General features: G+C 70.8%; 12 protein-coding genes. All 12 read right to left on the bottom strand.

Annotated elements, in window-relative coordinates:
• Window positions 1-233 (bottom strand): hypothetical protein (locus E1267_RS07175; RefSeq protein ID WP_132331016.1); only part of this gene is annotated, 233 nt, incomplete at its 3' end.
• A 41-nt stretch (window positions 234-274) separates the two neighbouring features.
• A complete protein-coding gene (locus tag E1267_RS07170; RefSeq protein WP_132331014.1) occupies window positions 275-1,168 on the bottom strand; it encodes a DivIVA domain-containing protein in 894 nt (297 codons plus the stop codon).
• Between the two features lie 104 nt (window positions 1,169-1,272).
• On the bottom strand, window positions 1,273-1,560 hold the full coding sequence (locus E1267_RS07165) for a YggT family protein (protein ID WP_132331012.1): 288 nt from the start codon (window positions 1,558-1,560) through the stop codon (window positions 1,273-1,275).
• Between the two features lie 80 nt (window positions 1,561-1,640).
• On the bottom strand, window positions 1,641-2,141 hold the full coding sequence (locus tag E1267_RS07160) for a cell division protein SepF (RefSeq protein ID WP_132331010.1): 501 nt from the start codon (window positions 2,139-2,141) through the stop codon (window positions 1,641-1,643).
• Between the two features lie 139 nt (window positions 2,142-2,280).
• The gene (locus tag E1267_RS07155) at window positions 2,281-2,973 is read right to left on the bottom strand and encodes a YggS family pyridoxal phosphate-dependent enzyme (RefSeq protein WP_132331008.1); all 693 of its coding nucleotides are present in this window, start codon (window positions 2,971-2,973) and stop codon (window positions 2,281-2,283) included.
• Between the two features lie 96 nt (window positions 2,974-3,069).
• Window positions 3,070-4,596, bottom strand: a complete 1,527-nt coding sequence (gene ftsZ, locus E1267_RS07150) for a cell division protein FtsZ (RefSeq protein WP_132331006.1) — start codon at window positions 4,594-4,596, stop codon at window positions 3,070-3,072.
• Between the two features lie 336 nt (window positions 4,597-4,932).
• The gene (locus E1267_RS07145) at window positions 4,933-5,601 is read right to left on the bottom strand and encodes a cell division protein FtsQ/DivIB (protein ID WP_132331004.1); all 669 of its coding nucleotides are present in this window, start codon (window positions 5,599-5,601) and stop codon (window positions 4,933-4,935) included.
• Window positions 5,602-5,677: 76 nt separating this feature from the next.
• Window positions 5,678-7,075, bottom strand: a complete 1,398-nt coding sequence (gene murC / locus E1267_RS07140) for a UDP-N-acetylmuramate--L-alanine ligase (RefSeq protein ID WP_132331003.1) — start codon at window positions 7,073-7,075, stop codon at window positions 5,678-5,680.
• Window positions 7,072-8,151: an undecaprenyldiphospho-muramoylpentapeptide beta-N-acetylglucosaminyltransferase gene (murG, locus tag E1267_RS07135; RefSeq protein WP_132331001.1), complete on the bottom strand. Its 1,080-nt coding sequence runs from the start codon at window positions 8,149-8,151 to the stop codon at window positions 7,072-7,074. Before murG ends, murC begins: the two co-directional genes overlap by 4 nt.
• Window positions 8,152-8,163: 12 nt before the next feature.
• Window positions 8,164-9,423, bottom strand: a complete 1,260-nt coding sequence (ftsW, locus tag E1267_RS07130; protein ID WP_181957756.1) for a putative lipid II flippase FtsW — start codon at window positions 9,421-9,423, stop codon at window positions 8,164-8,166.
• Window positions 9,407-10,783 (bottom strand): UDP-N-acetylmuramoyl-L-alanine--D-glutamate ligase, encoded by a 1,377-nt coding sequence (gene murD / locus E1267_RS07125; RefSeq protein WP_132331000.1) that lies wholly within the window; start codon window positions 10,781-10,783, stop codon window positions 9,407-9,409. The genes ftsW and murD overlap by 17 nt, the downstream gene beginning before the upstream one ends.
• Window positions 10,780-11,838: a phospho-N-acetylmuramoyl-pentapeptide-transferase gene (gene mraY, locus E1267_RS07120; RefSeq protein ID WP_132330998.1), complete on the bottom strand. Its 1,059-nt coding sequence runs from the start codon at window positions 11,836-11,838 to the stop codon at window positions 10,780-10,782. The genes murD and mraY overlap by 4 nt, the downstream gene beginning before the upstream one ends.
• Between the last annotated feature and the right edge of the window lie 601 nt (window positions 11,839-12,439).

Genomic DNA, 12,439 nt, shown 5'->3' with positions numbered 1-12,439 from the left:
GTGTACGGCATGCCCGGCGGGGTGAGCCCTTTCGGGGGGGTGGCCGGCGCAGCGGCCTGCCCGCCACCGGGAAAAAGCTCGTTTCGCCGCAGGAAGGCCCCGATCACCAGGAACAGCGCGGACAGCACGCTGACCACGATGGACCACATGATCAGGAACGGCTTCGCCAGTACGAAGCCCGCGATCAGCAAGACCACTGCCGCGAGCACCAAACCAGCACTGATGAGGATCACAGAGGGCTCTTTCGAGTGACAGGTCCTAGTGACCCTGTACTTTACCGGCGGTCGTTGTGGGGACCGTCACCGCCGGGGAAGGCGCCCTGGGGAGCCGCCTCGCCGCCGAACGGGTTGGGGCCACCGGGCAGGGGCTGCTGGCCACTTCCCTGCGGCACGGCGTGCGACATGGCAGGCGCCGCCGCCTGGCCCTGCGGACCACCCGACATCACCGGGAACCCGCCGCTGCCCTCGGCCGCGACGTTGAGCTCGGCGAGCTGGTTCTCCAGATAGAGCTTGAGCCTGCTGCGGTATTCCCGCTCGAAGCTGCGCAGCTCCTCGACCTTGCGCTCGAGCTCGTCGCGGGTCTGCACCAGCGAGCCCATCGCCTGGCGGTGGCGCTCCTGGGCGTCGCGCTCGAGCGTCTCGGCGCGGGCCCGGGCGTCACCGATGACCTGCTCGGCCTGGCGGCGCGCCTTGGTGAGGATCTCGTCGGCCTCGCGGCGGGCGCGGGTCACCGTCTCGTCCGCCTCCCGGCGGGCGTCGGAGATCGCCTGGTCGGCGGTCTGCTGGGCGAGGGCGAGCACGCGGGCCGCGGTGTCCATGTTGTCCTCCGTCGGAGGCATGTTCATGGCCACGGGCACCGACTGCGGCTGCTGTACCGGCGGCGGCTCGGGGGCCCGCATGGGCTCCGGCTGCGGCGGCGTCATCATCTCGGGCTTGGGCTGCTGCTCCTGGACCGGGGCGGAGGCCATGGGCATGTTCATGCCGCCCGGCACCTTCCCCCGCAGGCACTCGGCCAGCTTGGCGCGGAGCTCCTCGTTCTCTTGGATCAGGCGGTCGAGCTCAGCCTCCACCTCGTCGAGGAAGGCATCGACCTCTTCCTCGTCGTAGCCCGGCCGCAACCGGGTGGTACTGAACTGCTTGTTCCGCACATCAGCGGGCGTCAGCGGCATTTTTGGTCTCCTTGGCGCGCTTGGAGTCTGTCCGGAGGGACGGTAACCCGAATCACTTCAGCGCGGACACGAGTTGGATCACGACCGGCACGACATCGGCCCGTTCAGCGAAGCGCTCCCGCGATCTGGATCAGGATCAGCACGACGATGAACAGGACAGTGAAGCTTAGGTCAAAGGCCACCGTACCCAACCGGAGCGGGGGAATGAAACGGCGGAGGAACTTGAGTGGTGGGTCTGTTGCGGTGTAGGTGGCCTCCGCCAGCACCAGGACGACACCCGTGGGGCGCCACTGGCGAGCGAAAGCCTGCACCGTCTCGAAGATCATCCTGCCGATGAGCAGCACCAAGTAGAGAGACAGGACAACGACCAAGATCTGACTGACGATCCCCACGGCTCGGCCGCGCCTCCACTTCTGATGTGCCCTCCCGGTCTCGGCGAGACCTGGTTGGGTGCGATAGACATACAGAGACTCTAACTCTGGTTGAAGAACCCGCGTTCCGCGATTCGGGCCTTGTCCTCGGCGGTCACCTCGACATTGGCAGGGGACAACAGGAACACCTTGTTCGTAACACGTTCAATGCTGCCATGTAGGCCAAAGACCAGACCTGCTGCGAAATCCACAAGGCGCTTTGCATCACTGTCGACCATCTCGGTCAGGTTCATGATGACCGGGGTGCCGTCCCGGAAGTGCTCCCCTATGGTACGCGCTTCGTTGTACGTACGGGGGTGAAGGGTCGTGATGCGAGCGAGATCGGTCGTGCGACGCTCCACGATCGCCGTCGCGGGCCGTGGCGCGGGCACCCCGGCCTCCGCGTCCTCGTCGCGGTCCTGGACCGCGACAGGCCGCTCTTCGCCGGTTCGCTGCACGTCGTCCTCGTAGGCGTACTCGTCAGGGTAGGTTTCGTACCTCTCGTAGCGGTCGTCCTCCACGAGACCGAGGTAGACCGCCATCTTGCGCATCGCGCCGGCCATCGCTACGTCGTCCTCCTGCTCATGGTCGCACTCGCTCGGGCCCGTCTCCGGGTGCCGAGGCGGTAGGCGTACCCCCCTGGAGCTCACCGCTGATCGACCTCTACTCGGTCACGGGCCTGAAGACCCACTTGAGGGGACATTACCTGACGAAGGGCTTGCGACGACCGAGCAACGCCGTACCGATCCGCACGTGTGTCGCGCCGTAGGCGACGGCCTCGGTGAGATCCTCGCTCATACCGGCCGAAACCATCGTCGCCCGGGGATGCTGCTCCTGGACACGGGTCGCCACCTCCCGCAATGCGGCGAACGCCTTGGCCGGCTCCTCCCCCAGCGGGGCCACCGCCATGACGCCTCCCAGCCACACGCCCTCGGCGAGCGCCACCTCGTCGGCGAGCGCGAGCACGTCGGCGGAGCGAGCGCCGCCTCTGGCCGGATCGTCGTCGAGCGCCACCTGCAGCAGGCAGCCGACGGTGCGGCCCTGGCGCACCGCCTCCTTGCTTATCGCCTCCACCAGCCTGGGGCGGTCGACGGAGTGGATCACGTCGGCGTAGCCGACGACGGAGCGGACCTTGTTCGTCTGGAGCTGGCCGACGAAGTGCCACGTCAGCGGCAGGCCGGCGAGTTCGCGCGCCTTGGGCGCGGCCTCCTGGTCGCGGTTCTCCCCGACGTCTCGCACGCCGAGCTCGCACAGGATGCGTACGTCCTCCGCCGGCCTGGTCTTGGTGACGGCGATCAGCGTGACCTCGCCGCGGTCGCGCCCGACGGCCCGGCAGGCCGCCGCGATGCGCGTCTCGACCTCGGCGAGCCCGGCCGCGATCTCGTCCCTTCTCACTGCCTCTTCCTCTCGTTGCCGATCTGGTGACGTCTCCGCCGTGAACACGACGGCGCCGCTCCCGTTTCCCTTCGGGGAGCGGCGTCAGGCGACCGGCTATTTGAGGAAGTCGGGTACGTCGAGTTCCTCCTCCTGCTCCTCGAAGACCACGCGGGGACGTTTGGCGGGCTCCGACATGCGGGAGGTGATGGGCGTGGGCGGGTTGGCGGGCTCCGGCGTAGGCCGGGGGATGGAGACGGGGCCGGACGGTTCGTCGGCGACGGCCTCCCCCGCGTCCGCGTCCTGCCGGGAATCCTGCGCGGGCTCCACGGGCCGCACCGGCTCGGGTCGCTGCTCGGGCCCGGGCTCGGCCCTGAAGTCGGAGCGCGGCTCCGGCCGGGGCTCGGGCCTGAACTCGGAGCGCGGCTCGGGCCTGAAGTCGGAGCGCGGCTCCTGCCGCGGCTCAGGACGGAAGTCGGTACGAGGCTCTGGACGGGCCTCAGGACGGACCTCGGCGCGCGGCTCGGCCCTGAAGTCCCCGCGAGGCTCCGAACGCTGCTCAGCACGCGGCTCAGGGCGCGCAGGAGGCGGCTCGGACTTCACGCTGGGCGCCGAGACGCTCGGCCGGGTGGGAGACGACACCGGCGGCGCGGCCGGACGCCCCGCCGGACGGGCCGCCGGTTTCTCGGCCGCCGTCGGCACGTCGTCGAAGCCGGCCGCGATCACCGTCACGCGCACCTCGTCGCCGAGGGCGTCGTCGATGACCGTGCCGAAGATGATGTTGGCGTCGGGCGCGGCCGCCATGGACACGAGCTGGGCGGCCTCGTTGATCTCGAACAGGCCGAGGTCGGAGCCGCCGGCGATGGACAGCAGCACGCCGTGGGCGCCGTCGATGCTGGCCTCCAGCAGCGGGCTGGAGACCGCCATCTCGGCCGCCGCCACCGAGCGGTCGTCGCCGCGGGCGTGTCCGATGCCCATGAGCGCCGACCCGGCACCCGACATGACCGACTTGACGTCGGCGAAGTCGAGGTTGATCAGGCCGGGCGTGGTGATCAGGTCGGTGATGCCCTGCACACCGGAGAGCAGCACCTGGTCGGCCGCCTTGAAGGCGTCGAGCACGCTCACCTGCCGGTCCGAGATGGACAGCAGCCGGTCGTTGGGGATCACGATGAGGGTGTCGACCTCGTCGCGCAGCGTCTCGATGCCGGCCTCGGCCTGCGAGGCCCTGCGCCGCCCCTCGAAGCTGAACGGCCGGGTCACGACGCCGATCGTCAGCGCGCCGAGCGACCTGGCGATGTTGGCCACGACGGGTGCGCCGCCGGTGCCCGTGCCACCGCCCTCGCCCGCCGTGACGAAGACCATGTCGGCCCCCTTGAGGACCTCCTCGATCTCCTCACGGTGGTCCTCGGCCGCCTTGCGCCCCACGTCGGGGTTGGCGCCCGCGCCCAGTCCGCGCGTGAGCTCGCGGCCCACGTCGAGTTTCACATCGGCGTCACTCATCAGCAGCGCCTGGGCGTCGGTGTTTATCGCGATGAACTCGACGCCCTTGAGTCCCTCTTCGATCATCCGGTTGACGGCGTTCACTCCGCCGCCGCCGATGCCGACGACCTTGATGACCGCGAGGTAGTTCTGCGGTGCTGCCACGACGAGGGGCCTTTCCGCTCGTTGACTTGCCATTTCGGTGCGGATCGTCTCCGCTTTTTGTCAGTTCGGGTAACTCTCAACCTCAGGTTGAGATTTAGATTTATGTCAACCTGAGGATTGATACGGACAGTAGGAGTTACGCTCCAGGCGGGTCAACTAACCGCGCCGCAAGCACGTCCGGCGTGTCGCGGGCTGTCCGTTTCGCTCCGAAGTCGCTCCTGGTCGGGGCCCTCCTCTGCCGAACGTCCGCTCTACAGGCTCTCACGTCGCGCCCCCCACCCCCGACAGGCTCGGCGATGCTCTTGCCACGCGGTTGCCAGACCCTGACGATCACCGTCACTTCAGCGTCACCACGTCCGGGGAACTCACGTCGTAACGGGTGGCGTCGCGCTCGCGCCGGAGCAGCGAGGTCAGGATGCGGCCCTTCTCCTTGGGCCGGTCCGCGCCGCCCCAGATGACGGTACGCCCGTCGGACAGCACGAGGGTGACGCCCTCGGCCGTGCCCGCGCGCACCTCCTTGACCCTGACCGCCACCGACCCCGGCACCACCTGGATGACCTCGAGCGCCGCCATCAACGCCGGATCGCCCTCGGCGGGGCGGTCGACCTTGATCAGCGGCAGCAGGGGCGGAACCGACGTCTTGACCTCGATCACCACACCCTGCCTGTCGACGATCGCCACCTGCCCGCCCACGGGGACGGCCGCCACGGGTCTGCGCTCGACGACCTGGATCTTGAGCGTGCCTGGCCAGACACGTTCGGCCTTCGCGCCGGCGAGCCGCCTGATGCCCATGACGCGGCTCTCGACGCCCGCCAGGTCGACGGTGGCGAGAGGGTGCAGGTCGGCCACCTCGGCCCGCTGCTCGATCTCCTCGGCGGACACTGTGACATTTCCCACGATCTCGATCGACCGCACGCCCAGCACGGGAGAGAAGAACACGAGCCACGCCGCCGTGCCCACCACGCCCGCCGTGAGCAGCACCAGGAACGCCGTCCGCGCCTTCATCGCCCTCCCCTGCATGTCGGCACAACCTACGCCGCCGGGTGGGTGAACACCGCACGCCACGCCCAACGGCGGCTGCTCAAGACAGGCGGGCGACGATCTGCGGGCCGAGCTCGGTGACGTCGCCCGCGCCCATGGTGAGCACGATGTCGCCGGGCCTGGCCCGCTCGGCGATCATCGCGGGCACCGCGGCCCGGTCGGGCGCGTACGCGACCCGCCCGGCCGGCAGCGGCACCCGCCCCGCCACCATCGCGCCGGACACCCCGGGCTCGGGGTCCTCGCGGGCGCCGTAGACGTCGAGCACGATGGCCTCGTCGGCCAGGCCGAGCGCCGCGCCGAACTCGTCGGCGAAGAACCGGGTGCGCGAGTAGAGGTGCGGCTGGAAGACGGCGATGACCCTGCCGGTGCCGGAGTAGGAGGCGACGACGTCGCGCGCGGCGCGCAGGTCGGCGGTCAGCTCGGTCGGGTGGTGGGCGTAGCTGTCGAACACGGCGATGCCGCCGGCCTCGCCCTTGGCCTCGAAGCGCCGCTTGGCCCCGGTGAAGGCCCCCAGGCCCTGCCTGATCTCCTCGAACGGCAGCCCCAGCTCGTCGGCCACGGCGATCGCCGCGGCGGCGTTGAGCGCGTTGTGCGCCCCGGGGACCGCCAGCCGCACGTCGCCTTTGCCCTCGATGGCGAACACGGTGCCGAAGCCGTCGGGCGCGACCCCGGTGACGTGGTAGTCCTCGCCCCGCAGGCCGTACGTCTTGACCCGCACCCCCCGCTCGCGCGCCCGGCCGGCCAGCTCGGCCGCCCCCGGGTCGTCGGCGCACACGATGAGCAGCGAGCCGACCCGGTCGGCGAACCTGGCGAAGCCGTCGTGCACCGCCCGGGGGTCGCCGTAGTTGTCGAGGTGGTCGGCCTCGACGTTGGTGACCACCGCGATGTCGGGCGCGAGCATGAGGAACGAGCCGTCGCTCTCGTCGGCCTCCGCCACGAACACCGTGCCCTGGCCGTCGTCGGCGCCGAGCCCGGTGGTGACGAGCTGGCCGCCCACGCAGTAGGACGGATCGGCCCCGCACTTCTGCAGCGCCACGGTCAGCATCGAGGTGGTGGTGGTCTTGCCGTGGGTGCCGGCGATGGCCACGGCGGTGCGCCCCGCCATGACGCTGGCCAGCGCGGCGGCCCGCGGGATGATGCGCAGGCCCTGCTTGAGCGCCTCGCCGAGCTCGGGGTTGGAGTCACGGATGGCGGTCGAGACGACCACGGTGTCGACGTCTCTGATGTGGGAGGCGGCGTGCCCGATGTGCACCGTCGCGCCCAGCTCGCGCAGCTCGGTGATCAGCTCGGAGCTGCGCGCGTCGCTGCCCGACACCGAAACGCCACGCTTGAGCAGAATGCGGGCGATGCCCGACATGCCCGCGCCACCGATGCCGATGAAGTGCACCCGCCCCAGATCGTCGACAGCGACGGGATCGACCAGCTTCACGAGACTCATCGGGCTATCTCCAACACTTTCCTGGCAAGCATGATATCGGCGTCCTTGCGCCCCAGCCGGGAGGCGGCCTCCGACATGACGGCGACCCGCTCGGGGTCGTGGAGCATCGGCAGCACGTTCTGGATGATCCAATCGGGGGTCAGGCCCGCGTCGTCGACCATGAGACCGCCCCCGCCCTGAACGATGCGCTCGGCGTTCATACGCTGCTCGCCGTTGCCGTGCGGCAGCGGAACGTAGGCGGCGGGCAGCCCGACCGCGGTCAGCTCCGCGCACGTCAGCGCGCCGCTGCGGCACAACGCGACGTCGGCGGCGGCGTAGGCCAGGTCCATGCGGTCGAGGTAGGGCAGCAGCACGTACTGCGGGTCGCCCGGAGGCGGCTCGTGCTCGACGGCGTTCTTCGGGCCGAGCACGTGAAGCACCTGCACACCCGCCCCGCGCAGTACGGGCGCCGCAGCCAGCGCCGCGTCGTTGACCGACCTGGCCCCCTGCGAGCCGCCGAACACCAGCAGCGTCGGCCGGTCGTTCTCCAGCCCGAACCAGGAACGGGCCTTGTCGCCCATGGACAACCGGTCGAGATCGACGATGTCGCGCCGCAGCGGCGTGCCGATGAACTCGGCCTTCGGCAGCAGCTGCGCGTCGGGATAGCCGGTGAAGACGTGGTCGGTCAGCCGGGCGCCCAGCCGGTTGGCCAGGCCGGGACGCGGATTGGCCTCGTGCACGACGATCGGCAGCCCGCGCCGCTTGGCCGCCAGGTAGGCCGGGGTCGCGACGTAACCGCCGAAGCCGACGAGGACGTCGGCCTGGACCCGGTCGAGTATGGCGGCCGTGGCGTTGATCGCGCCGGCCAGCCTGCCGGGCACCGTCAGCAGGCTCGGAGTGATCGACCTGGGCAGGGGCACGGCCGGCACCAGCTCCAGCTCGTAGCCCCTGGCGGGCACGAGCCGCGTCTCCAAGCCGCGTTCCGTGCCCACGCAGGTGATGCCGACGCTGCGGTCAAGATGGCGTAGCGCGTCAGCAAGGGCTAGCGCGGGCTCGATGTGCCCGGCCGTCCCCCCTCCGGCGAGGACCACCCTCATCTCGGTCACTCCCTAACGTGTCACTCGGCCTTTGGTCATAGCCCCCAGGCCCAGCCAGCTTAGGGCCCGGGCGGCGGGTCCGGGGCCACGAGCCGCCAAGGCCTCACGCGCGCCGGGCTCGCGTCGGGCGAACGACAGCAGCATGCCGAGCGCGGCGAGCGTGGGCAGCAGCGAAGATCCGCCGTACGAGACCAGGGGAAGGGGGATGCCCGTGATCGGCAGCACACCGAGCACGGCGCCCATGTTGACGGTGGCCTGCCCGACGATCCAGGCCACCATGGCGGCGGCGGCCAGCCTGATGAAGGCGTCGTTGACCCGCACGGCCACCCGCAGCCCGGCGTAGCCGAGCAGCCCGAACAGCGCCACCACCATGAGCGTGCCCATCAGCCCCAGCTCCTCGCCCAGGATGGCGAAGATGAAGTCGCTCTCGCCGTGCGGCAGCCAGCTCCACTTCTGCCGACTGCTGCCGAGTCCGAGCCCGAACCAGCCGCCTGAGCCCATCGCGATCTGCCCCTGGACGGCTTGGTACCCGGAGCCCTGGGCGTCGGCCCACGGGTCGAGGAACGAGCTGATGCGCGACATCCGGTAGGGCTCAACCTTGATCATGATGACGGCGGCCAGCACCGCCAGCGACAGGATGCCCCCGAACAGCTTGATCGGCGCCCCCACCACCCACAGCAGCGCCAGGAAGATCATGAAAAGCACGAGCGTGGTGCCCAGGTCGCTGCCCAGCATGACCATGACGGCCAGGATCGCGGTGCCGGGCATGAGGGGGATCAGCATCTGCCGCCACTCGATCTTGCCCTGCCGCGCCCGCCGGGCCAGCAGGTCGGCCCCCCACAGCACGAGCCCGAGCTTGGCGGGCTCGGACGGCTGGAGGGTGAACGGACCGACGTAGATCCACCGCTGCGCGCCCAGCTCCGACGAGCCGACGAACAGCACCATGACCAGCGCCAGGATCGACAGCGCCATCAACGGGTAGCCCGCCCAGCGGAAGACCTTCGTCGGCAGCCGCGAACAGAGCCACATCACCAGCACGCCGACCGCGGCCGACAACGACTGCTTGATGAACCACGAGAACGGGCTGCCGGTCTTCTGCAGCGCCTCGATGCTGGAGGCCGACAACACCATCATCAGGCCCAGCGCCAGCAGCAGCGCGCTGCACATGATGATCAGGTAGTAGGTGGTGAGCGGCTTGTCCAGCAGCTCCTTCAGCGTGCCGAGCTGCTCGCGGGCCCAGCTGCCCGGCCCCTCCTCAGCGGTCGCGCTCACGTCGCAGCCTCAGCTCGCGTACGGCACGCGCGAAGGCCTCCCCCCGCGCTGGATAACCGGCGAACATGTCAAGGGAGGCCCCCGCCGGGGAGAGCAGCACGGTGTCCCCTGGCGAGGCCAGCCGCGCGGCTTCGGTGACGACTCTTTCCATCACCCCAGTGTCGCGATCGGCGATGTCCACCACGGGGACATCCGGGGCGTGTCGCGCGATGGCTTCGGCGATCGTGACCCGGTCGGCGCCCAGCACCACCGCCCCGCGCAGCCGCGGGGCCGCCTGACGCACCAGGTCGTCGACGTCGGCGCCCTTGAGCTGCCCGCCTGCCACCCACACGATCGACGAGTACGACGCCAGCGCCGCCGCGGCCGCGTGCGGGTTGGTCGCCTTGGAGTCGTCGATGTAGTCGACCTCGCCGATCCTGTCCACGTGTGACAACCGGTGCGGATCGGGCACGAAGTCGCGCAGCCCTCTCGCCACGGCCTCGGACGGCACACCCAGCGAACGGGCCAGGGCGGCGGCGGCCAGCGCGTTGGCGACGTTGTGCGGCGCGAAGGGCCGTACGTCGTCCAGCGTGGCCAGCTCCTCCGCGCCCTCCACCGGGTCGGTGACGAACGCGCGGTCCACCAGCAGGTCCTCCACCACGCCGATCTCGCCCCGTTTGGGCACGCGCAGGGTGAACCCGACCGCCCCCGGGTAGGGTGCGGCCAGCCTCGTCGCCTCGGGATCGTCGGCGTTGAAGATCACGGTGCCGGCGCGTTCGTAGACGCGGCCCTTGGCGGCGGCGTACTCCTCCATGGAGCCGTGCCAGTCGATGTGGTCGGGGGCCACGTTGAGCACGGCGGCGGCGTGCGGGGCCAGCGTGCCCGACCAGTGCAGCTGGAAGCTGGACAGCTCGACGGCCAGCACGTCGTACGGCTCGGCGACCGCGCGTACGACGGGCACGCCCACGTTCCCCACCGCCACGGCCCTGCGCCCGGCGGCGAGCAGGATCGAGGTGAGCATGCGCACGGCCGTGGTCTTGCCGTTGGTGCCGGTCAGGGCCAGCCACGGGGCCGCCTGCGCCGGGCGCAGCCGCCAGGCCAGCTCCACCTCTCCCACGACGTCGACCTCGGCCGCGAGTGCGGCGGCGACCAGCGGGTGGTGCGGAGCCCAGCCGGTGGTGACGAGCCGGGTCACCCCCTCGGGCAGCGCCATCTCACCGAAGCGGGTCTCGACGCCCAGCCTGGCCAGCTCGGCCGCCGCGGCCAGCTGCCGCTCCCCCTCCGCCGCCTCCACGACCACGACTCGCTCTCCGTGCGCGGCCAGCACCTTCGCGACGGCCGTGCCCGAGACGCCGAGCCCGGCGACACAGGTGAGGCTCATGGCCTGGGCATCCATTCGACGTAGAAGAGCCCGAGACCGAGCGCCGCGCAGAGCATCGCGATCAGCCAGAACCGGACCACGATCGTGGTCTCCGCCCAGCCTTTCAGCTCGAAGTGGTGCTGCAGCGGAGCCATCCTGAACACCCGTTTGCCGGTCATCTTGAAGGAGCCGACCTGGATGATCACCGACAGCGTGATGATCACGCACAGGCCGGCGAGAATGATGAGCAGGAGCTGGGTACGGGTGGCGATGGCCAGCCCGGCCAGCACGCCGCCCAGGGCCAGCGAGCCGGTGTCGCCCATGAAGATCCGGGCGGGCGGGGCGTTCCACCACAGGAAGCCGATCAGCGCCCCTAGCACGGCGGCGGCCACCACGGCCAGATCGAGCGGATCTCGTACCCAGTAGCAGTTGGGACCGAGCTGGTCGATGCAGTTGTTGCGCAGCTGCCAGTTGCCGATCAGCACGTACGCGCCGAGCACCACCCCGGTCGCGCCGCTGGCCAGGCCGTCGAGGCCGTCGGTGAGGTTCACCGCGTTGGAGAACCCGACGATCATGATGAGCACCCAGATGGTGAACCCGACGATGCCGATCGACGGGTCGATGTCCCGCAGGAACGACACCCTGGTCGTGGCGGGGGTGATGCCGTAGACGTTCGGGTGGCGTACGACCAGGAAGGCGAAGACGGCGCCGACGACGAGCTGGCCGAGCGCCTTCGCGCCGCTGCGCAGGCCCAGGCTGCGCTGCTTGTAGATCTTGATGAAGTCGTCGAGGAACCCGACCGCGCCGAGCCCTGTCATCAGGAACAGCACCAGCAGGCCCGACACGGTGGGCGTCGACAACATGGCCAGGTGCGACGCGCCGTACGCGAGCAGGGCGGCCAGCACGATCACGGTGCCGCCCATGGTGGGGGTGCCACGCTTGCTGTGGTGGCCGGACGGGCCTTCCTCGCGGACCTCCTGACCGTAGCCGCGCTGCGAGAAGAGCCGGATCGCCAGCGGGGTGCCCAGCATCGAGAGAATCAGGCCCACCGCACCGGCGACGATGATGTTGTTCACTGGGGGGCACCTCCGAGCACGAGCTCGGCCGTACGCTCCAGACCCATGGCCCTGGGCCCTTTGACCAGCACCGCGTCACCCGGCCGCAGCCACGCCGCCAGCTCGGCGGCCGCCGCCTCGGCATCGGGCACGTGCACGATCCGCGTCACGTGCTGCGGGCACGCCGCGTTGCCGCCCGGTCCCGCGGCCGGAGGAGCGCCCGCGGGGGCCGCCGGAGGACCGGCTGAGGGCGGGCCCGCCGCGGGGGCGCCGTCGGCGGGGTGCCGTCCCTGGTGGGCGCCGCCGGGCGGAGAACCCGCGGGCGCCTGGGGGAAAGGACCCGTCGCGGCCGTCGGGTAGGGACCGGCGGGGGTCTGAGGCCGCGGGGCGTGCGGCCCGGCCGACTGCGGCCCGGAGGGGCCGCCCGGCCCGGCGAAGTGCGGGCCAGGACCGTGCGGTCCGGCGGTGACCTGAGGAAAGGCGACAGGACCGGCGCTCCGGGAGCCCATGACCTGCGGACCGGCGACGGGACCTCCGTGGCCCTGCGCACCGGGAGCGTGGGGAACCGCGGAGTGCGGTACGGAAGCATGCGGGCCGGCGGACTGCGGACCCGTGACCGGAC

This window comes from Nonomuraea longispora (assembly GCF_004348345.1).
In the GTDB taxonomy this organism is placed as follows: Bacteria; Actinomycetota; Actinomycetes; order Streptosporangiales; family Streptosporangiaceae; genus Nonomuraea; species Nonomuraea longispora.
This window is presented reverse-complemented; position numbering and strand designations above follow the sequence as displayed.

What these genes read in the sequence shown, in the direction of transcription:
- murG (WP_132331001.1), bottom strand. Translation starts at nt 8,151, where the DNA reads ATGAGGGTGGTCCTCGCCGGAGGGGGGACGGCCGGGCACATCGAGCCC.
- murC (WP_132331003.1), bottom strand. Translation starts at nt 7,075, where the DNA reads ATGAGTCTCGTGAAGCTGGTCGATCCCGTCGCTGTCGACGATCTGGGG.
- E1267_RS07160 (WP_132331010.1), bottom strand. Translation starts at nt 2,141, where the DNA reads ATGGCCGGCGCGATGCGCAAGATGGCGGTCTACCTCGGTCTCGTGGAG.
- E1267_RS07145 (WP_132331004.1), bottom strand. Translation starts at nt 5,601, where the DNA reads ATGAAGGCGCGGACGGCGTTCCTGGTGCTGCTCACGGCGGGCGTGGTG.
- E1267_RS07170 (WP_132331014.1), bottom strand. Translation starts at nt 1,168, where the DNA reads ATGCCGCTGACGCCCGCTGATGTGCGGAACAAGCAGTTCAGTACCACC.
- murD (WP_132331000.1), bottom strand. Translation starts at nt 10,783, where the DNA reads ATGAGCCTCACCTGTGTCGCCGGGCTCGGCGTCTCGGGCACGGCCGTC.